Here is a 22,174-nt window from a genome sequence, read left to right on the forward strand (position 1 = left end):
TCGTGATAAATTAGTCCCAACAAAAAAATCGATTAATCACCATAAATATATATGAATGACCAACTAACCCCAATCAACAAAGATCATTTTAAGAAGCTTATCCGACAAGAACTGGAACCCATATGGTTTGATACAGAATCAGCTAACCCTGATATGTCTTGGGTCACGCCTGCGGTGTTAGAAATATTGTTTACTGAGTTGATAACTCATACTCGCGGCAACCAGTCAAAGGCCGCAAGGATTTTAGGTATCAACAGAGGCAACTTCAGTAAAAAATTGAACCAAATCACCAATAGTGAATTTGGACTGGTTTAGAGGGCCAATACGTATCTATCAGGCCTATTGATGCCTTGTCGATAGTGGCACCTCTCATTATCACCTCAAACAGAGCCCTTATACCCAACGGTGAGTGGCACGCTAGGTTCGCGACTAGTGCCACTCAATACTGAGCGACTGTCTCGAAAGTCGCCTTCGTCCCGAAGCTACCCATCAATCCAATCTAAAATCCCGCTTTTAATGCATAGATATGATTTTCGTTAGATTAGTAATATTTGGGGAAATTGGCACTAGTCTTAATTGTGAGTTTTCTCGGCGAAACTAATAACGGGGCAAAAGACGTTCGGCGTTCATGAGGCTTTGCTAACTTAATTACCGATGGGTTATTTCAAATATTGAAAATCCTCTTAGGCAGCAAACAATATTCTTATTTGTTATCTGCGTAACTAAAAGTACGTTGACAGCATATCAACTTCCATATCGAGAAAGCCCGGATAATAAAACTTCCCCCCCTGAGAGATAAGATCATGTACAAGAAAATTGAAGCGCTTTAGTGTCATACAATATGACTGCATTGCATCTACCCCATAAACATACTCATCAATACCCAATGCCAACACACTAAATTTACAACGATAATCACCAATTGGATCTGGCTCAGGCAAACCTAATTCAATAATCAAATGTTGCTCATTATCATTAGTCATCTTCACTACATATTCACTACTTATCATAACTAATCCTCAAAACTCATAACGCTTTCTCTACGGCGATTGTCCGTATTTCCAATTGTGATCACCGAGCGATTCTGTTGGTGCGCAAAAAACGTTAGTCAGTACTATATTACTAACTAACTGTTCACGATTTTTCATCATAAGTAGGGTTTATCAAGCCCGACCAAAAGCTTTGAGAAAGTTCTTGGGGTGTTGGTGAAACCTTACATGCTCGGAGTGATTAACTCTCCTCTTTCCCTTAAAAGGCGGCGCAATGTATCCCCAGTTTGAACATCTTGAGAAATATATTACATAATCAATCTGTGCATTCTGCCATTGGTCAGTAACAACGGTGTTTTCATCAAAGCACTCTACCGACTTTACTTGAATGCGGTAGAATTTGTTCCCATCAGAAATAAGCACATCGGTCTTCATACCATGATCGATCATGGGCATAAATACCTCCCAACCATCATGTAATAGCCAGCTTGCTAATAGGGTTTCGTAAGAGATGCTTTTATAGTGCTTTTTAGCTTCAGAAGAAGTTTGGAGTGTTTTTACAGGCATAGTAATATCCTAATTACATGCTGATTGTCTTTTTAGCACAAGACAATCAGCGAAGCCTCCCTTATGGGACAACTTCAATTAGGATTCACAATGGCTCTATTGAGATCTCATCAACTAATAATGGGAGCAGCCCCTAGTCTTCTACCTACTCGGTTACCTTGACTATTAATATTAGTGTTCACGTACCGTGAGTGAATCAGTCGGTGTTTATATTAAGATAAACAAAGATCGTAATTTCGTCAATTCAACTGATGGCAAGAAACCAGATCAGTAGACACTACACTGATTAGAAAATGTAGGTCAAACAACCTTCAGCAAAGTATGATGGAAAAATGTTCTGAATTGGAAAGGGCCACGGTTCGCACTGACATCAATACGAATCTTCACGGGCGCACCACCTTGATGCTTGTCTTGAAATTAACGATACAATGATTTAGTCGACTCTCTGACGATTAAATCAATCGGTGGCAGTCGAGCTTCATGCCTCTCGCCAGATAACAAGTTCAAAATCGACTGAGCACACACCTCTCCAATCTCTTCAATCGGCTGTCTCAGCGTCGTCAGGGCTGGCGTGAAATACTTAGACGTCGGCAAGTCATCAAATCCAATCACCGACACGTCTTCTGGAACTTTATAACCGTGATCGTGTAGCGCCTTAATCGCCCCGTAAGCGGTTTGGTCATTGGCTGCGAACAGAGCCGAAAAATGAACCTTTGACTCTATTAATTCAACGGTTTTCTCATAACCAGATTCACTACTGAAGTCACCCTGTTTGACGAGTTTTGGCATCACTTTTATACCCGCCTCTTGCAGCGCTTTCTTATAGCCTTCAAAGCGATTACCTGCGTCTGGCTGGCTAGAAAGCCCTTTGATATGAGCAATATTCACGTGCCCCTGTTGGAGCAAGTGGAGGGTTGCCATGTAACCACCCAACACATTATCAATGTTAATTGAGCGAACATTATCTGCAACCATGTCATAGCCCACTGCAACAACCGGAATGTCTTGCACATACTTAGCGATGTCCTCTTTGGTAATGCTGCCTGTCACGATGATCATGCCATCGACATTACTCTTAGCTAAATACTCCAAGGCATGTATTTCGAGCTTTTTTTGCCAATGCCCGGTAGCTATCACTAACGAATAGCCTTGAGCTATCAGGGTTTTCTCCATGTCGTTAAGAATACGACTGGTATAAGGGCTATCAGGATGCTGCACCAATACACCAATCGTTAATGAACGGCGATTAATGTTTTCCTGCATTTGAAAATTCGGCTTGTAGCCGGTGTCTTTGATTGCCTGCTCGATATTCTGGCTTTTATCATCCGACACATAGGTTGTTCGATTAAGAAAACGAGAAACCGTGCTTGGAGAAACGCCAGCTAGCCTCGCTACATCGTATACGGTGGTTTTTTTAGTTTTAGTGCGCATCTCAATACCCTAACCCAATGACATTAAGGGGAGCCCTAAAGCTCCCCATCAGTTTCAACTCAACATTGCTCAAGGTGAAACTCATACTATTTAATTAATATAAGTAGGCGAAAATCATCCCCGGTCGGAAGTAGCGACCCGCGGTATATTTCAAACCTGTGCTCAGAAGCCACTTGTGAAGAACCGTAGCTTGATCCGCTGAAATTTCACCTTGTACCATATTAACAAATTTATCATTGTCTTTCGTCAAACTAGGATTAACCCGACCGTCAGACAGCACACAGTTTTGCAATTTAAGTGCATTAATCCACTTTTTCGCATCACTTTGTGACAATTTAAAAGACTCTGAAAGATCTTTCTCATCAAATGAGACTGAACAGTTGAACCCTTCTGGTGCGGCAAATGGAATTTTTGAATAGTCATACAGCGCGGTATACACGGTATCCATTAATGTTTCTGCTTGCTGCGATTTGCCCGCTAAACTCAACGCTGTCGCGACACTAAATTGCACGCCAATCCACACGTCTTGCGCCTGAAAAGCCTCATGTGGAGAACCATCCGCGAGCGTCATATTCGCCACCCCAAGTTTAGGGCTGTTAATCTCGAAGTTATGTTTATAAACATAGTCCAATGCACGCTGAATGCGCTGTTGCGGGAAAATACCCTCTAGGCCAATCAGTTTGAGATAACTATCGGCAAGCAGCGCATCACCAAAGCTATTGTCTGAATCGGGTACCAAGTCTAGATATTCTTGCGTGAAAGCTTGAGGTGCCGTTTCACTCAACAAACGTTTCTTGGAGACACGTTGAGCTACCTTACCGATGTTTATCGAAGTATCGGTTTGTAGATAGTCGTTAAGCATATTCTTATCAGCAATCGCATCACCCGTTAAAACCAACCCCAGAGTTTCCAAAGCTTGGTAGCCTTCACCGGTGAGATGCTTGGCTTGGACAGGCGTCACGAAGAAGTGGTAATAACCCTCTTTCTCATCCCACAAGCTCTGCTCAACCGTGGCTAATGCCTTTTTAGAACGTGTTAGGTAGTCCGAACCCAGATCGTCTTCACCCATTAATTGTGCAAGTTCACTCGCGGCTTGAAGGCCAGCAACCCAGAGGCTCGCACAGTAAATAGAGATACCATGTGAAGCGAGGTTATCGAAGGTATCGTCAGTACCTCGAGTGAGTGGTAAATCATCGCCCTCAGCAATCAAGTTCGATAAGAAATCGATGCTCTCTGTAACGGCTTGCCAGCACTCTTTAACCACTGACATATCTTGTGTGTTTTGGTAATGACGGTACACCATCAGAATGTATTTCGGTGCTAAGTCCTTCCATTCCTTAACATTATGCCAGCTATATGCGTCAGGCTGAATGTCGAACGGGCTACCCAAATCGTGGATTACTGCACCTCGAATCGCACGCACACCTTGGTACTTTTCATCAATCAATTCAGCATTCGGTGTCGCTTCATATTCCCAGTAGCGGCGCTGAGTAAAGTCTTCGGCCAAAATGGCTTTTGAGAACTCTTTCATCACGCAGCCATCAAGTTCAGGTAGCAAATAGAGCAATGAAAATGATCCGTAGAAATACACATCCAAAGAGTTAAAGAATGGGTAATCAACACACTCTTTCACTAGGAACTTATCTTCTTTATCCCATACTGTTGATTCAGCAAGGAATGATAGTGAGTTCATCGCCATCGTCGCATAGCGCAGTGCTGATTCAGGCTGTGATATCTTACTCTGAGCTTGCTCTAGGAAAGCAGTCTGCTGCTCAACGAGCTTCTGCTCAATCACCTCAAGCTTTGGCAAGACATCTTCTAACATAGGTAAGGCAGGTTTAGCTTGAGGGTAGAATTGCGTATAAGCCTTCTCCGAGTTCCAGCCATTAAGCATCACTTTGCTATGTGCCATCACTTGTGCAAAACGCAGGTCTACAGACTCACCCGGCTCCAATTCAACCTGTACCACAACAAGTGCGCTCAATGCTTCGCGCCCTGTGTAAATGCCAGTTTGGAATTCAGCGTTAGTGCGGCCGGTTTTCAATGCGAACTCGGTTTGCTGGGTCACTTTCGAAGTATAAAGCGTTGGCTTAACAGACACCGATACCTTGCCCGACTCCATCAAACGGTTTTCGGCTTGAACACCAAACACCACCTCACCCTCAATGTCACTTTGATAAGGGGACTGACTTGTGAGCTGAACACCAGTAAAACCGTAGCTTTCACCATTAAGCTTCACCGCTTGATGCTGCTGATCAATCGGGTTTTGAGACAAGGTACACGCCGAATCTTGAATCCCATCACGACCTTTCCGGTAGGTTGAACCGATCAAGTTTTGTAGAGGTTGAGCAAGAGTAATCACGCGTGTTTGCTGTGATTGGTTAGTAAGTTGGAAGTGGTTCCAGTGCATCGGCAAAGAACAGAGGCGTTTATCCTCCTTAACGATCGGCGAGACTACCTTTCGCTTTATATTAATACCATCAAAACTATTATATTGATATTCAGCTAATGGATATAAAGCCTTATATTCTATATCGCTACCATTAACACTTTCTATATCACTATTATTTCCCGCAGTTAGTGATAACTTTCTCGCTGTACCATTTATTAATAAACCATTAAAGAAATCTAAGGCTACATATAATTGACAATCAATCGATGATGAATCGGATTCAATTAATAATGTAGTCTTATTAGAAAACTCGACATTCCACTTTATAAAGTTATCTTTATTTTCTTTATAGAAATTACCATTTTCTAATGCGGCACGAATAAGGTTAATTGCATTCGAAATATTTTCTTTATCTATCTTCTTTCCATCGAATAGCGCTGGGTAAAATTTCAGGTGCACACTAAGCTCTTGCTCGTTAAGAACTTGGAGCTTTTCAGTGGTCGGCACATCCATCACTGACGCATAAAAATCATTAAAATTAATAGCTTGTTGTGAGCAGTCGACAAATATCCCTGGAATGAAACTGAAGTTTGGCGTGTTGCCATTTGGCGTCAGTGTAAATGTATTACCGATACCACCGATTGCCATGCCGGTATTTTCTGGTGTCGTAGAAATTGGCGTGTACCAAGGTTGAATAAATTCAACTGCATCACCTTTTTTACACAGGTGTTTTGAATTTCCTGAATAGCTTGTATATGGAATTTTATTATTCATTTTAAAACCGCCATTGAATATTTTTTTCTTCTTGTTAATATCTTTCAAAAATGGAGACATCAACATGTTTAAAATTATAAATGAAAAATTTGGAAATATTGACTCTGTCACATTAATAAACCACCAGCATGGTATAGAACTTCAAATAATCAATGGGTTTGGTGCTGTTATAAATAAATACATTGTAAATAACAGTCCATTCTCTTTTATTTGTGGTTATCAGAATTATGATGAACTGATCAACCAACATCCGTTCTTTTCCCGCAGTGCTAAATTATTCCCTTTTCCAAACCGTTTAAACTTAGGTCGTTACAGTTTCGAAAACCAAAACCATCAACTCCCAGCTAACTTTCCTTGGTCAGATCACGCCGTACATGGCCTGCTCTACAACCAACCTTTTTCAATCAAAAACAGCGTAGCCAATGAAGAGTCAGCCAGTGTGACGCTGCAATATCAGACGTCATCTTTGCACCCTGCTTTCCCGTTCGCTTTTAACCTTGAAGTCACCTTCACTATCGACATCACAGGCAAGCTATCTTGCTCGACAACTGTCTCTAATTGTGGTGATTTCGCCTTCCCATTCGGTGATGCTTGGCACCCTTATTTCTCGCTTGGCACTGACTTGAAGCAGTGTGGGCTTACCATGTCATCTTGTGCTGAGGTCATACACGAGAACGACCTGCCTAATGGTGAAAAACAGGCTTTTGACCGTTTGTCTTTGGCTGATTCCCTAACGAATCAAAGCCTAAACCACTGCTTTGAATTTGATTCAAAGACAACCAACCAACTGACTTTCACACGCTCAGATTCATCTGCCGAGATTCACTATCAACAAGATGCGAGCTACCCATTTGTTCAGCTGTACACCCCAACGAGTGAGCAAAGTATTGCAATAGAACCAATGACTTGCCCTGCCGATGCTTTCAATAACCAGATTGGCTTATTGACGCTTAATCCGAACCAATCTCAAACCTTCACTTGGCAATGCCAAGCTGCCTATCAACCAAAATAATCGAGCTAAACTAGAGCAACTGCTGTATGCGAAATCAGCCCCCCAGAGAACGCATTGCTAACGAAACAACTACAACGAAAAACGAAACGAAAGAGCAATAAAGGGCGCATAAAGCGCCCTTCTCTTTGTTAACCTAAAACCACTTCTACCGTGTGCTCGCCAGAGGTAAACACCGGTGCTTTGTTGCCTGAAATCAGATCACCATTGACCTTCATCTCAACCACGCCCTTACACACGTTATTCGGGTTCGTGACATGAATGTTGTATGTTGCACCGCGGAACTGACGACGGACTTTAAACTCAGGCCATTCAGCCGGAATACAAGGGTCCACCAGCAAGCCATTTACTTCAGGTCGAACACCCAGAATCCACTGCGTACCCGCAACGTATGTCCAAGATGAGGTACCAGACAACCATGCATTACGGCCTAAGCCGAACTGCTTATGTTCGTCACCCAAGATGTTTTGTGGGTAGCAGTAGGGTTCTGACTCAAAGGTATCAATGTCGTCGTTCTTAGAAGCTGGGTTAATTTGACGGTAGTACTCATAAGCACGCTCGCCATTGCCCATTTTCGCTTCTGCGATCATCACCCACGGGTTTGAATGCAGGAAAATACCGCCATTCTCTTTCGCACCCGGTGGATATGTCGAAACGCCACCTAGTTGCGGATCAAAGCCGTTGTAACCCGGTGTTGAAAGCTTGATGCCATTGGTTGTGTTCAGCTTGTTGTAAACCGAATCTAGCGCTTGCGTCGCACGTTCTTGAGTCGCGAAACCAGAAATCACAGGCCAGCTTTGACCATTAGTGTAGATCTGCCCTTGCTCGTTCTTGTGAGAACCAATCGGCAGGCCTTGCTCATCAAAGTAACGCACAAACCATTCGCCATCCCAACCGCACTCATTCACTGTGCTCTGCATCCGTTGGTACTGATCTTTAAACTTAGCCGTCAGTTGCGCTTCGCCACGCAGCTCACACAAATCCAACATATCGAGCAGGGCTTTGCCGTACATGTTAGCTACCATCATCGACTCAGCACCTGTTGGCAGGTTCACCGTGTCGTTCCAGTCAGCAAAACCCAATAGCGGTAGACCGTGTTCACCAGTATTGGTATAAGTAAATTCAATCGCGCGGCACAGGTGGTTCCAAACCGTTCCCGTTTCAACTGGGTTGCCCGCTTTGTCTTTTTGATAGAACGGGATCTCTTTATTCAAGAAGTCTGCATTGCCCGTTTCTTTCACATATTGCGTCACCGCGTAGATGATCCACAGGTGATCATCACCGTAGTAATCAGGGCGATCTTCCTCTTCACGAGAGTCACCCGCGTTCGCTTCCATGGTTGATGGGAAGAACTGGTGCATCGCAGAACCGTTGGTGTTTTGCACAGATAACAGACGCTCGATAAATTCGCGCGCTTCCTCAGGCATATGTGTAATAACGCCTAAAGTATCTTGCGAAGAATCACGGAAACCGATGCCACGTGCGCCATAACCAAGCTGGTACAGAGACAGGTAACGAGACCAGTTTTTGGTTGTGTGACACTGACGTGGGTTATGTACGTTCAACATCGAGTTCATCGCAGGATCTGGCGTTTCAACCTGAACCGCTTGTAGGTAACCATCCCAATGTTCAGCCAGTTCAGCGAAAGCAGAATCGACCACTTGATGGTCACGATATTTAGCCAGCAGAGGAAGTGCAGCTTCTAGGCTCTGTTCTTGCGCGATTTGTACAATCGTACGTTCTGTCTGCTCTGGAGATAACCAACCTAGGCGCAGGTTCAGTGCACCAATATTGTCGCCACGCAAACACTCGGTGTTGCCTAATTCATCATTATTCAATGCTTGTGGCGCTGCCCATGTACCGTAGCCCAAATTACCTAGGAACGATTGGCGATCACCATCAAAAGACGTCGCAGGGCGATCCGCTGTCATCAGGTTCACCGCGTAGTCACGCTTCATGAAAGCGTACTGCTCAAGCACGGTATGACCCGACTCTTGCTGGTGTGCTTTCAGCGTCATGGTTTGTGGAACCCAATCAGCATTCAGTAGTTGCTTAAGTGCATCAAAGTGTGTGAATTCGTATACAGGCACCACATCAACGTGCAGCGCTTTGTCTGAAATGTTGGTGACTTTGATGTCTTGTAGCAGCACTTGGTCAGCTTTTGGTACAAAGAAGGTCGCTTCACAACGCACACCAAAGGCTTCTGCAATGATGGTGGTGTATGACAAACCCGTGTGATTTTCAAACTTATCGAGCGGCTTCAGAGTGGGTGTGTAGAACGGTGAGAATACTTCTACATTGCCCGCTTCATCACGCACCTTGAGGTACATTGTCGAGCCTTTAAAATCTGAATTTGGCAGTTGTGCAATGTACTTAGTGATACGGTTGAGTGCAGGATCGCCCTTACACAACAACACGCCACCGTTGCTATCAACAATGCCACCGAAATCTAATGTGCCGACATAGTTACACCATTTGATCGGCGTACACGGCGTGGTTGCTACGTATTCTTTATTTTTATCGTCAAAATATCCGAATTTCATCATCACTATCCCTAGCCCCTCCCAAATCAGAAGGAGCCAAAACAATTTGTCGTAAGTTGGTTGGTGTCAGCTCAATGACTGACTTAGCCGTTTGAGTCAGGCTTCTCTCACTCGCCCTTGCAGATCAACTGGCTGTTGCAAAATAACTAGCTCTTGCAAATCAGCTCGCTAGCGAGTTCTCACTCAGAGCATCGAACAAATGGAAAGCATCCAAATCCAAGTAAAGCGTCAGATCTTTTACATCCACTTCAGCCGCTTGGGTTTCAACCATCAACGGCTGACCGCCAATTTCTGTTTTCAGAAGAATGCTTGCGCCCAGTAATTCCTTGTCTTTGATTTTCACAGGGAATGGCAGCACGCGGTCGTGGTCAACTTGCTCGGCACGTAGGTGAATGTCTGTTGGACGTACACCAAAATGCAGTGCTAGGTTCTTAGATGCCAGAGACTTAAAACGCTCAGGCAGTGGGATATGAACATCGCCAATTTCAACGAAGTACTCGCCTTCTTTTTCAATCAGTTTTGCTTCCAACATATTCATTGACGGGTTACCAATGAATTGCGCGACAAACTTGTTTGCAGGACGCTGGAACACCTCGGTTGGAGTGCCAACTTGAGCAACATACCCGTCTTTCAGGATCACGATGCGATCCGCCAGTGTCATCGCTTCGATCTGATCGTGGGTTACGTAGATCGTGGTGGTTTTCAGTTCACGGTGTAGGTGTTTGATCTCTTCACGCATCACGCCACGAAGTTTTGCATCTAGGTTAGATAACGGCTCATCAAACAAGAAAACCTTAGGCGTACGAACCATCGCACGGCCCATTGCTACACGCTGACGCTGACCACCAGAAAGCTCTTTTGGCTTACGATTCAGTAGTGGATCAAGCTCTAGCATTTTCGCCGCTTTTAGCACTTCTACGTCGATTTCTGCTTTTGGCATGCCCTTCAGTTTTAGCGCAAAGGCGATGTTCTCGTACACCGTCATATGTGGGTACAGAGCGTAGCTTTGGAATACCATCGCCAAGTCACGGTCTTTCGCGTCGACTTTATTCATCAACTTGCCGCCAACGACGATGTCACCAGAACTGATGCTTTCAAGGCCAGCTAGCATGCGTAGCGTTGTCGATTTACCACAGCCAGATGGGCCAAGGAAAACCACGAACTCACCGTCTTCAACCGTAAAATCAAACTCTTTGACAACTTCAACATCACCGAATGATTTTTTGATGTTCTTAAATTCTACTTTAGCCATTATCTGTTCTCCTCAGCGCGCTCTAGCAGCATATTTCGGTACGCAATTGCGCTCTGTTTCAATGTTCTTTCTTGGGTGGTGTAGTCAACATGGACAATGCCAAAACGCTGGCAGTAGCCGAATGCCCACTCAAAGTTGTCCATCAGGCTCCAAGCGAAGTAACCATCAACTTTCACACCCGCTTCAACCGCGTTGTGAACCGCTTCGATGTGACCTTGGAAATAACGAACTCGTTGGTCGTCCATCACTTGACCGTTTACGCGCTCGTCGTTACCTGCAGCACCGTTCTCAGTGATGTAGATAGGTGGCATGTTTTCGTAACGAGCATCCAGTCTTACCAATAAATCGGTTAAACCTTGTGGGTTGATCTCCCAGCCGATATAAGTGTGTTCAGCTTCAGTTTGCTTCACCGATTCAATATCGCCGTTCTCATTAAAGCGAGCGACATTGCGTGTGTAGTAGTTGATACCGATATAATCAACCGGTGCGCTGATGATGTCTAAGTCACCTTCAAGGATCATCGGCATGTTCATCGCTTGACGTTCAACCACTAACTGTGGGTATTCACCCTTCAATACTGGGTCGATGAACCAGTGATAGTTTTCCGCTTCGCAGTAGTCTGCTGCCGCTTGGTCTTGTGGCGTCAGCGGGTAAGCTGGCGTCGCGTTAAATACCACACCATGCTTAGCATAAGGTGCATTCTTGCGAAGAATCGGCATTGCTAAACCGTGTGCCAGCATTAGGTGGTGAGATGCTAGGTAACCCTCTTTCTCACCCTTGATACCTGGCGCGTGTTCGCCCCAGCGGTAGCCTAGGAATGCAGACACAAACGGTTCATTCAGCGTGGTGTACACATCGATATTGTCGCCAAAGTATTTACTCACCACTTCTGCGTATTCTGCGAATTTGTAAGACGTTTCTCGGTTTAGCCAGCCACCCTTATCTTCAAGATATTGCGGTAGATCCCAGTGGTACAAAGTCACATACACTTTCATGCCGCGAGCATGACACTCGTCGATGATCTGACCGTAAAACTCTAGGCCTTGCTGATTCACCACACCGTCTTGCGGCAGGATGCGCGGCCATGCAATAGAGAGACGGTAAGCATCAACGCCTAAGCCTTGAATCATCTCGATATCTTGTTTCCATAAATGGTAGTGGTCACACGCCACATCACCATTGTCGCCGTTATCGACCTTGCCCGGCGTCTTGCAGAAAGTGTCCCAGATAGACGGTGTACGACCGCCCTCTTCAACGCCGCCTTCAATTTGGTATGAAGATGTCGCGACACCGAATACAAATTCCTTACTGCGTAACTTTGAATCACTTGGAAGTTGATATTTATTCATTGTTATAACCCTTAAACCTAACCTTTGACTGCGCCGGACGTTAAACCACTGATCATCTGTTTCGATGCGAACAGGTAAGTAATCACGAGCGGTAAAATAGAAATTGTGGTGCCTAGCATTACCGCGCCCCATGGCGTATTCGGAATGCCTTGAACGCTTCGTAGCGCCTGTGTAATCACGTAATTATCTGGGTTGTTAAGCACCACGAGAGGCTGCATAAACATGTTCCAGAAGAAAACGAACTGCACGATAGCCAGTGTTGCTAGTGCTGGTTTCATCAGTGGCAGTACCACACTCCAGTACGTTCTGAACTCACCTGCACCATCCAATTTCGCTGCTTCAAGTAGCTCTTTTGGAATCGATGCAATCACGTGCTGACGCATCAAAAAGATACCAAATGGTGTGGTGGTGAACGGTAGCCATACCGCCATGTGGTTATCCAGCAAGCCTAAGAATTTCACGATCATGAAGTAAGGGATCAAGCTAAGCACAGGCGGAATCGCCATTGAGCCAACCAGCATGCCGAACAACACGTTCTTACCGCGGAACTTAAACACAGCAAACGCGTAGCCACCCATGCTACAAAACAGCAGCGAGATGGTGGTGCCTAAGAAAGCCACGTAAATCGAGTTAAACATCGCTTTCCAAAACGGCATGATTTCAAGCAATTTGGCGTAGTTAATCGCCAGGCTATCGCCAATCGCAAAGCTAATGCCCGTGCCGAAAATTTCAGAACGGTCACGCGTTGATAGCAGTGCCGACCATACAAATGGAAAGACTGTAATTAGCGCTGAAACAACCAGTAAGATACCTAGCATGACCATCAAGATCTTAGTCAGAATGAACATGCTGCGTTCGCTTGGTATCAGTCCACTTAGTGGTGAGGTATTTGTCTTAATTGATGTCGACATCTTAATGTTCCCCTAAGCCTTTCTTACCGAAGAGTAAAAATTGAACCAATGTACAAGTCGCGATGAGTGCAAACAGTAACCACGAGATAGCAGATGCTGTACCCATTTCTAGCCATTCCCAACCTACTTTGTAGAGGTACATCGAGATAGTTAAACCAGACTGGCCAGTACCACCTGTACCACGTGTTAGTACGAACGGTTCTTCAAACATTTGCAGGTTACCGATGATGGTCATCGTGATAGCAAAGAAGATGAATGGGCGAATCATTGGTAGTGAAATGTTCCAGAAGCGGCGGAAGGCATTAGCACCATCCATACGTGCAGCTTCTAAGATGTCTTTAGGAATCGTCATTAAACCCGTGGTGTAAAGGACGATGTTAAAACCGGTGTATTTCCAGAAAACCATGATTGCGATAGACGGCTTCACCATAGTGGCATCGTCTAACCAACGGATTGGTTGGAAATCGTTAACCCAAGCGAATGCCCAACCAAACAGCGTGCTATCGGCCAGAGCCATCAGCGTTTGGTTAATAATTCCTGAGTTAGGAGAGTACATATTGAAGAAAATCAGTGACGCTGCGACCGTTGATGTAATGAACGGTAGAAAGTACGCCGATGTTAGCCAGTGACGCATACGGTCACCCATTGAAACCAACATGTAAGCCACTGGAATAGCGACTAAGTGCTGAGCCACACCTGAAGTGATCGCTAGCCAAAGCGTGTTCTTCAATGAACGCCATAGCCATGGATCCGTTAAAGCAATGTGATAGTTCTCAAAACCAACGAACTCCATCGCATCCATGCCTCTTACCGGGTTCCACTCGTGGAACGACAGGTAAACAGAGAACAACAGCGGGAAGATCCCAAATACAGAAAAAATGATCAGAAACGGCAGAAGAAATCCATACGGTGTAAGCGCTTTCAAATTTAGACGAGAAAAAAGGCTTTTGTCCGCAGGTTCTATCGTTGTGCTCGCTGTATGATTCATAGTAACGACCTCTTAAAAAGGAAGCGCGTTATCCACGCTTCCTCACTTACTTAAAGTAAAAACAAATTAAAGATTACGCGTGCGACGCTTGATTAGACGCTCTGCCTCTTTAAGCGCAGTCTTGATGTCTTTACCTTCATCAAGTACTTCCATCAATGCGTTCTCTAAGATAATAGAACGTGCAACGTGGTCGCCTTGTGCTGGAGATACTGGTTTGATGTTTTGCGCCACTTCAGCAAAAAGAAGACGGGCTTTTTGTCCACCGAGGAACTCCATCTCTTCTTGGAAAAGCTCATCGTCATACGTTGTGATGTTCGCTGGGAAAGCAGCAATCGTTTCGAAGTGCTTAAGCTGTACTTCACGGTCAGTCGTCATGTATTCAATAAGCGCCCAAGCTTCGTCTGGGTTGTCTGATTGAGTTGGAATTGAAAGGAATGAACCACCCCAGCTGCCGTAGATACCATCAGGTAGGTTTTCTACTGCCCACTTACCTTTAGTTTCAGGTGCAATCCAGTTGTTTAGGTGACCAAGAAGCCAAGCGCCAGAAAGTTGAGTTGCAAATGTGCCGTTGCGGAAGCCTTCGTACCATTCGTTAGACCAAGCCAAAATGCGGCCGTCTAAGCCTTTGTCGCGAATCTCTTTTGCTACTTCAAAAGCGTGAACAAAACGCTCTGATGTCACCACTGGGTTGCCATCTTTATCGAAGTACAGACCTTCACCTTCAGGAACCGTCGTGAAGATGATCGCTTGTGCTACGTCGGCTGCCGAAGCGATAAGTTGTACGTTTTGTTCTTTCAGTTTTTCACCAGCAGCAATGTATGAATCCCAATCTTTGATTGCGTCTTCTACATTAATGCCTGCTTTTTCGAACACGTCAGTGCGGTAGTACATAACGCCAGGACCAAGGTCGACAGGGATGCCGTACATATCGCCATCAGCGCCTTTGCCCTGTGCCCATGCGTAAGGTGCGAATCGTTCTTCGTATTTATCTGCTCCGTAGTTTTCAGACAGGTTAACTAGGCCGCCAGATCCAACAAATGGACCAATTTTCTCAACGTCGACAACAATCACATCACCGGCACCAGAGCCCGTTGCAAGGTTCGTTGTGAGTTTCGTGTGGTGGTCACCGTGGTTGTTCATAAGGTAATCAACTTTGATACCCGTTTCCTTTTCGAAATCAGGCAGTAATACCTTCAGGCTGCTATCGAAATCAGGGAAACCGTCGAAACGAATTTCTTTGTCTGCTGCATTTGCAGCTGTTGTACCTAATCCTAAAGCAACCGCGCATGAAAGCGCTAAGGTCTTAAATTTCATGTTCTATCCTTAATATTTTTATAGGGTAACTGGTAAATCCGATACCGAGTTTCTAGTGACCAACGTCGGCAGCAATTTAAAGTTCACGTCATGTTTTATTTTTTTTAGCTTCTGTAGAGTGAGCTGTACTGCTTCAACGCTCATCTCTTCAATAGGGAAATTAATGGTGGTCAAACTAGGGGTCAGATAGCGCGCGAAGATGGTGTTATCGAAGCCCACCAGTGATACATCTTTAGGAACAGACAGCCCCTCTTGATGCAACACCTCGAAGGCGCCAAATGCCATGTGGTCATTCGAAGCAAATACTGCTGTGAAATGACACTTACGATTAATCAGCTTCTTCATAGCACTGATGCCCGTCTCTTCAGTAAAGCCCGCTTCCGAGACTAATGCTTCATCGTATGGCACACCCGCTTCTTCCAAGGCCTTTCGATACCCCTGCAAACGCCCCCTAGCATCTGCTTTATCTAAAGGCCCGGTAATACACGCGATATCTGTATGTCCCTTTTGCAAAAGATATTGAGTAGCGAGTAGCCCCCCGACTTCGTTATCAATATCAATGCAACTCATCGCCATTTCTGGGATGAAGCGGTTAATTAAAACCACAGGGGTCCCCTGTTCTTCCAATTCAATTAAATAATCATCACTGAGCAGTTGAGTATGAAGAATCAAAGCATCAACACGACGCCCCAACAGAAACTCCACAGACTCACGTTGCCCTTGCTCGGTGTTCGAACCCGCTGTAACCACAGCGTGGTAACCAAAGCGGCGTAGGTTTTCTTCTATGCAATGCAAAATGCCTGAATAGAAAGAGCCGCCAAGTTCTGGAACAACAACACCCACACTTCCGGTACGACTTGAAGCCAAGGCTTGAGCGATAGAGTTCGGGCGATAACCCAATTCTTTGATCGCTTTTTCAACCTTTAATTTCTTGTCATGACTCACTCTACTAGTGCCGTTGATCACTCTAGACACTGTCGCCTGAGACACACCTGCATGTTCTGATACGTGTTTAATTGTCGCCACTCGAACCTCGATACTTCATTAGCTTGTAACCGCTTACAAAACGATTATTAAAGAATTAAGTCTAAGTAGAAGTGAGTGACATCACACTAAACCTCGAGCTAAAAAGGCCAGTTATGGAAATCATGAAAGCGCTTACAGATTACCTTCACGCCATGAAACTGTTTCATGGATTCATGAATCCACATTTAGTCAATTTTGTTAAAAGCCTTAGTTCAATAAAGGGATTTCAACACATCTATTGGCGTATCAAATACGATTGATATCTAGTATTTCCCATTATCGAGGCTATTGATATGCAGGGGCCACGGCGAGATAAATTAAAATAATATGAAACGAGGTATTGAAGATGTCATGGAGGGGAGAGGGAGAGGCAATCCCAAATGATAGAACAGATATTCAAGACGAAAAAAGGGCACAAAGAATGTGCCCAAGAATGGAGTTACATAACGTGCCCTAATCAATCTGCCTTTAGGGCTAAAATGGACAGTATTTACGTACTATTGAAACGCATGGATATTCGAAAGCATGGCTCTTTGAAAATATGCCGAATTCAAAGAGCTGCGCTTTCTATATCGGTGATTACCACCAAGCTTCAAACATTGCGCCGAACGACAATGTATCAACATTAGTTGTCTTCACTGTGTTGCCTTTCGTTTCTACATCACCCACGGTTGTGTAGAAGCGAAGCATTGGACGGCTCCAAGGTAAACCACCTAGAGAAACGTTTTGAGACAGGGTTACTTTCCACGCGTTCTCTTCACCGTCGTCATCGTAATCAACCATGCCGTAGCCCGCTTCTAGCCATGTAGAGTGAACATCATCCCATTGGTATTGTGGACGAACAATACCAGCGTATTCCGTATTCTCGCGGTCTAGATCAGAACCAGAGTTGTCTTTGTACGACACTAAGTAATCGATGATGAAGTTGTCTGTCGCTGCATAGCTACCTTCAACGCTTGCATACAAAATCTGGTAGTCACCTTTCAGGTCATATACTGACGAATCAGCACCGTCACCATACTTAACAACCAACTTGTTAGACTCACCCAAGCCTAAGGTCGCACCCAATAGGTATGCCGTTTCATCACTAACTTTTGGCTCACCTGCTACATCAGCTTCATCTGAAGCAAAGCCGTAGTTCGCATACAGATCTAGGTTACCGATACCAGCGTTGATGCTGTGCAGTTTTGCGGTCACAGCGTATCGACCGTTGTCGTTAACCAAACCACCTTTAACTTGGCCAACAAAGCCCATGTCTAACTTAGCACCACCGAAGTCGAAGTTGTTAAAACCAGCACCTTGACCATCGTGTGTCATCCAGAAGTAATCGTTCAAACCTTGTTGTGGACGTTGATGGAAGTCACGACCAGCCCACATGTAAAGCTCAGGCTGACTTTCAAAGACGTTGGTTACACCAGCGTACATTTTTTTCATGCTTAGGCCGCCGTCATCAGCCCATGCGTCTGCTTCCCAGTGGTCAGCCATAAATACGATGTCCCAGATAGCGCCGTTATCTGCTTGGAAAAGCTTAGCTAACTGAACTTCACCACCGTTAGCTTCGTTACCTAAACGACCAACAGAACGACCTGTTGTACCTATGTCTACGTAACGCTCATCACCACTTTTGTAGTGAGCGCCGTAACGAGCATAACCAGAGAAGACGATACCGTCTGGTACATTGGTTTCTGCAGTCAGAACCGCTTGTTGTTGATCATCAACATACTTGATATCACCAACTTGAGATTCCAGCTCTTGGATTCGTTGTTCCAGAGCGGCAAGATCCGTTTCTGCAGCAAAAGAAGAGATTGAAGCAAGCGAAGCCGCCACTGCGACCGTTATTGGCAAAAGCTTAAATTTTTGCATTGTAATTCCCTATTATTTTTTTGAGTTTTCATCGAACAGGGAAATATTAAGCAATGAAAGCGTTGAAAAGTTGGTCGCTGTTCACACTGATAAATTAGGTCGAGAGCCATGAAACTTTTAGAAAAATCATACCCAAAACTATTAATTTAATATCAGAAACTTAGAACATAAAGTGCGTGAAATATCAGCTTGAAATCGCTTTCATTTCATCAATAATGGCGGGGTCTATCACGGAAAGCCGTGTGTGAAAATGAGGGAAATATGGTGCAGTTTTGACTGGTTTTCATATATATGAAAAGCCTCAAAATCTATCATCAATTTTGAGGCTTTCTAGTTATCGTGAAATATCTATTTTAAATGATTCAAGATACCCCTACGGCATATCAAGAGACTCAACGCCCATGTTGAACAGAGTAAATGCATAGATATCTGCAGTAAGATCGATAGCTTTACTCAATGGCATTCCAGCACCGTGACCCGCATTAACATCAATACGAATCGTCACAGGTGCGCCACCTTCATGCTTGTCTTGCAGCTCAGCGATGAACTTATAAGAGTGTGCAGATACCACGCAGTTGCCATGCTCCTTCTTTTATATGCTATAACGCTATGACTCTACTCATCAAAACATGGCGAAACTCATAACATTAAAAATAGTGTGAAATCGTCAGATAACGAGTTCTGATGTGTTCAATCAATAACTTAATCTTATTGGGAGGCTGGCGCGTAAAGGGGTACACCGCATAAATACCCAACTTCTTGCCCACCAAGTCAGGGAAGATATCCACCAGCTGACCATTGCGAATATCGTGATAAACCAGACAGCGCGGCACGTACGCAACGCCATGTCCACCCAGCGCTGCTTTTCTTAATGCCGTCGCGTTGTCAGTCGAGAAAGAGCCCGAGACACGCACAATGTACTTATCGTTGTCGGTACAGCCATCTTTACTGTGCAGGAACTGCCATTCGCTAGCACCCGTTGTTTGATACGCATATTGCAAACAATTATGCTCAACTAAGTCTTTGGGCTGCATTGGTTTGCCATTCTTGGCGATATACGAGGGCGAGGCACACACCACCCATTGAGAATCCAATATGTGTCGCGCAATCAAGCTGGAATCTTCTAGGTATCCGGTTCTAATCACCAAGTCGAGACCATCCTCAACCAGATCGACAAAGCGATTGTTTAGAGACATATCGACCGTTAAACCTGGGTGCATGTTACAAAACTCGGCAACAGCGTCTGCGAGTATCAAATCTCCGGAGATAGTAGGCACTGACATTTTGATATGACCACTGACATTTTCACCAAAGCCTGAAACTGCGTCCATAGCCTCTTGAGCTGCCTGCTTCACATTTTTGGCTCCGTGTAACATTGCCTTGCCTGCTTCGGTCAGCGTCAATTTACGCGTAGTTCGATATAATAATTGCACACCAATCTCTTCTTCCAAACGCGCAATCCTCTTGCTAACTACCGAATTTGTAAGGTTATTTTGCTCTGCCACCTTACTAAAACTACCCAGCTCTACTACCTGTGAAAACAGGATCAAATCATCTGCCCGCATCTGATTATGCCAATTTTGGAATTAATTATTTTCATTATTTCCCTATATCAATAAAAAATAAAGGGGTAAATTCACGCCAAATTAACAAAACAATTACAAAAGAGTCATTCCAATTACAAGATTCGCACCTAAATGGTTCCCGCTTAAGAGGCCAATAGCGATTCGAATGATGACAACCCATAACGTGTTATTTACTTCAAACATGAACGTTTGAAATCAGTACGAGGAAGTACCCATGAGTGAAACTCTACTAGCTCTATTGGCCTTTTCACCAATAGTTGTTGCAGCGATTCTACTGGTTGGCCTGAACTGGCCAGCGAAAAAAGCGATGCCAGTGGCATTTGCACTAACCGTTGCTATTGCCCTATTTGCTTGGGATATGTCTGGCTCTCGCGTGCTGGCTTCTGTATTCCAAGGCTTCGGCATTACCGTGTCGGTTCTCTGGATTGTGTTCGGCGCCATCTTCTTATTAAACACTTTGAAGCACACCGGAGCTATCACCACTATTCGTAACGGCTTCACGGATATATCCGCTGACCGTCGCGTTCAGGCTATCATCATCGCTTGGTGTTTTGGTTCATTCATCGAAGGCGCATCTGGCTTCGGTACACCTGCTGCAATTGCCGCTCCGCTACTGGTTGCTATCGGCTTCCCAGCGCTTGCTGCGGTACTTATGGGCATGATGATCCAATCTACGCCAGTATCATTCGGCGCGGTTGGTACACCAATCATTGTTGGTGTGAACAAAGGCTTGGACACGCACAACATCGGTGAAAGCCTGATTGCTCATGGTTCTACTTGGGATGCTTACCTGCAACAGATCACGTCAAGCGTTGCGCTGATTCATGCTTCTGTTGGGGTGATGATGCCAGTGCTAATGGCGATGATGCTAACTCGCTTCTTCGGTAAGAACAAAAGCTGGACTGAAGGTCTTGATATCCTGCCGTTCGCACTGTTCGCCGGTGCTGCTTTCACTATTCCCTACGCACTAACGGGTGTTTTCCTAGGTGCTGAGTTCCCATCATTGATTGGTGGTCTCGTTGGCCTAGCAATTGTGGTTACTGCAGCAAAACGTGGCTTCCTAGTTCCAAAATCAAAATGGGATTTTGAAAGCGAAGACAAATGGCCAGCAGAGTGGCTAGGTTCTCTGAAAATCGATCTAGACGACAACCAAGGCCACAAGGAGATGAGTATGGCGATGGCATGGGCACCTTACGTGCTGCTCGCTGTGACTCTGGTTGCTAGCCGTGTGAGCCCTGAGTTCAAAGGCCTGCTTAAGAGCGTTAGCCTTTCTTTCAGCAACATCCTTGGCGAGACAGGCGTAAGCACCGCAATTCAACCTCTGTATCTACCTGGCGGCATCTTGGTATTCGTCGCGCTAGTTGCGGTTCTAATGCAATCTCGCAGTGCTGCTCCGCTGGCTAAAGCTTTTGGTGAATCAAGCAAGACTCTGATTGGCGCTGGCTTTGTGTTGGTGTTCACCATCCCAATGGTTCGTATCTTCATTAACTCTGGTGTTAACGGCGCTGATTTAGCAAGTATGCCAGTAACCACTGCCAACTTCGCAGCTGACCTAGTCGGCGGCGCATTCCCAGCGCTGAGTGCAACAGTTGGTGCGCTAGGTGCCTTCATTGCAGGTTCGAACACCGTTTCAAACATGATGTTCAGCCAATTCCAGTTCGAAGTAGCACAAACTCTGACTATCTCTAGTGCGGTGGTTGTGGCTCTGCAAGCCGTTGGTGCAGCAGCAGGTAACATGATTGCGATTCACAACGTGGTAGCCGCATCAGCGACCGTAGGTTTGTTAGGACGAGAAGGTGCAACACTACGTAAGACAATCATCCCAACGTTCTACTACTTGGTGATGACAGGAATCATCGGCCTAGTGGTTATCTACGGCTTCAAAATGACAGACGCACTTATGTAAACCATAAGTCGTTACAAAAGCACTTGGCGTTAATACTCAATTCCCCGACTGCAACACCGTCTAATAAGACAGTTGATGAGTTTCGGAATGGATACTAAAACACATCAACACCCTCGGGTATTAACGCCATTTTCCCGTTTTATCGTTTTATCGTTTTATCGTTTTATCGTTTTATCGTTTTATCGTTTTACAGCTTATTTGTTTCAAAGCGAAAGAAAGACAGAACACTTACTTTTCAAGAATTAAAGCAGCCCAAGCCAAGCTCTCATAGAAG

The 22,174-nt window shown here is 44.9% G+C and carries 16 protein-coding genes and 1 pseudogene; 3 read left to right on the forward strand and 14 right to left on the reverse strand.

Annotated elements, in window-relative coordinates; translation table 11 throughout:
• Positions 1 to 51: 51 nt before the first annotated feature.
• Positions 52 to 315, forward strand: a complete 264-nt coding sequence (locus ACED45_RS09480; protein WP_102284712.1) for a helix-turn-helix domain-containing protein — start codon at positions 52 to 54, stop codon at positions 313 to 315.
• 407 nt (positions 316 to 722) lie between these two features.
• On the opposite strand, the gene ACED45_RS09485 is transcribed toward ACED45_RS09480, so the two are convergent.
• The 4 genes from ACED45_RS09485 to ACED45_RS09500 all read right to left on the reverse strand — a co-directional run bounded on the left by ACED45_RS09485 (position 723) and on the right by ACED45_RS09500 (position 6,153).
• Positions 723 to 1,010, reverse strand: coding sequence for a hypothetical protein (locus ACED45_RS09485; protein WP_371713858.1), 288 nt, complete (start codon positions 1,008 to 1,010; stop codon positions 723 to 725).
• Between the two features lie 153 nt (positions 1,011 to 1,163).
• A complete protein-coding gene (locus ACED45_RS09490; RefSeq protein ID WP_371713859.1) occupies positions 1,164 to 1,556 on the reverse strand; it encodes a hypothetical protein in 393 nt (130 codons plus the stop codon).
• Between the two features lie 417 nt (positions 1,557 to 1,973).
• Positions 1,974 to 2,987 (reverse strand): LacI family DNA-binding transcriptional regulator, encoded by a 1,014-nt coding sequence (locus ACED45_RS09495; protein ID WP_371713860.1) that lies wholly within the window; start codon positions 2,985 to 2,987, stop codon positions 1,974 to 1,976.
• Between the two features lie 94 nt (positions 2,988 to 3,081).
• The gene (locus ACED45_RS09500) at positions 3,082 to 6,153 is read right to left on the reverse strand and encodes a GH116 family glycosyl hydrolase (protein ID WP_371713861.1); all 3,072 of its coding nucleotides are present in this window, start codon (positions 6,151 to 6,153) and stop codon (positions 3,082 to 3,084) included.
• 64 nt (positions 6,154 to 6,217) lie between these two features.
• Here ACED45_RS09500 and ACED45_RS09505 point away from each other — a divergent pair, with 64 nt between their 5' ends.
• Positions 6,218 to 7,165 (forward strand): aldose 1-epimerase, encoded by a 948-nt coding sequence (locus ACED45_RS09505; protein WP_371713862.1) that lies wholly within the window; start codon positions 6,218 to 6,220, stop codon positions 7,163 to 7,165.
• 128 nt (positions 7,166 to 7,293) lie between these two features.
• Here ACED45_RS09505 and ACED45_RS09510 read toward each other — a convergent pair whose 3' ends face one another.
• From ACED45_RS09510 to ACED45_RS09555, 10 genes and pseudogenes are all read right to left on the reverse strand, one after another.
• A complete protein-coding gene (locus tag ACED45_RS09510) occupies positions 7,294 to 9,708 on the reverse strand; it encodes a GH36-type glycosyl hydrolase domain-containing protein (protein ID WP_371713863.1) in 2,415 nt (804 codons plus the stop codon).
• A gap of 157 nt (positions 9,709 to 9,865) precedes the next feature.
• On the reverse strand, positions 9,866 to 10,957 hold the full coding sequence (locus ACED45_RS09515) for an ABC transporter ATP-binding protein (RefSeq protein ID WP_009846155.1): 1,092 nt from the start codon (positions 10,955 to 10,957) through the stop codon (positions 9,866 to 9,868).
• Complete coding sequence (locus tag ACED45_RS09520; protein WP_371713864.1) at positions 10,957 to 12,306, reverse strand: GH1 family beta-glucosidase; 1,350 nt, start codon at positions 12,304 to 12,306, stop codon at positions 10,957 to 10,959. The genes ACED45_RS09515 and ACED45_RS09520 overlap by 1 nt, the downstream gene beginning before the upstream one ends.
• 17 nt (positions 12,307 to 12,323) lie before the next feature.
• Entirely contained in the window at positions 12,324 to 13,217 is an 894-nt protein-coding gene (locus ACED45_RS09525; protein WP_009846153.1) for a carbohydrate ABC transporter permease, read from the reverse strand.
• 1 nt (position 13,218) lies between these two features.
• Positions 13,219 to 14,205 carry a carbohydrate ABC transporter permease gene (locus ACED45_RS09530; RefSeq protein WP_009846152.1) on the reverse strand — a complete coding sequence of 329 codons (987 nt, stop codon included), beginning with the start codon at positions 14,203 to 14,205 and terminating at the stop codon, positions 13,219 to 13,221.
• Between the two features lie 66 nt (positions 14,206 to 14,271).
• Entirely contained in the window at positions 14,272 to 15,519 is a 1,248-nt protein-coding gene (locus tag ACED45_RS09535; RefSeq protein WP_017097773.1) for an ABC transporter substrate-binding protein, read from the reverse strand.
• An 18-nt stretch (positions 15,520 to 15,537) separates the two neighbouring features.
• Positions 15,538 to 16,545, reverse strand: coding sequence for a LacI family DNA-binding transcriptional regulator (locus ACED45_RS09540; RefSeq protein WP_009846150.1), 1,008 nt, complete (start codon positions 16,543 to 16,545; stop codon positions 15,538 to 15,540).
• 579 nt (positions 16,546 to 17,124) lie between these two features.
• Positions 17,125 to 18,408 carry a carbohydrate porin gene (locus ACED45_RS09545; protein WP_371713865.1) on the reverse strand — a complete coding sequence of 428 codons (1,284 nt, stop codon included), beginning with the start codon at positions 18,406 to 18,408 and terminating at the stop codon, positions 17,125 to 17,127.
• A 373-nt stretch (positions 18,409 to 18,781) separates the two neighbouring features.
• Positions 18,782 to 18,994 (reverse strand): annotated as a pseudogene (locus tag ACED45_RS09550) (prolyl oligopeptidase family serine peptidase); the annotation flags it as partial.
• Positions 18,995 to 19,055: 61 nt separating this feature from the next.
• Positions 19,056 to 19,973, reverse strand: a complete 918-nt coding sequence (locus ACED45_RS09555; RefSeq protein WP_009846145.1) for a LysR family transcriptional regulator — start codon at positions 19,971 to 19,973, stop codon at positions 19,056 to 19,058.
• A 235-nt stretch (positions 19,974 to 20,208) separates the two neighbouring features.
• Here ACED45_RS09555 and ACED45_RS09560 point away from each other — a divergent pair, with 235 nt between their 5' ends.
• Positions 20,209 to 21,900, forward strand: a complete 1,692-nt coding sequence (locus tag ACED45_RS09560) for an L-lactate permease (RefSeq protein WP_371713866.1) — start codon at positions 20,209 to 20,211, stop codon at positions 21,898 to 21,900.
• Positions 21,901 to 22,174 lie beyond the last annotated feature (274 nt).

This window comes from Vibrio crassostreae (genome assembly GCF_041439375.1).
Lineage (GTDB): Bacteria > Pseudomonadota > Gammaproteobacteria > Enterobacterales > Vibrionaceae > Vibrio > Vibrio crassostreae_D.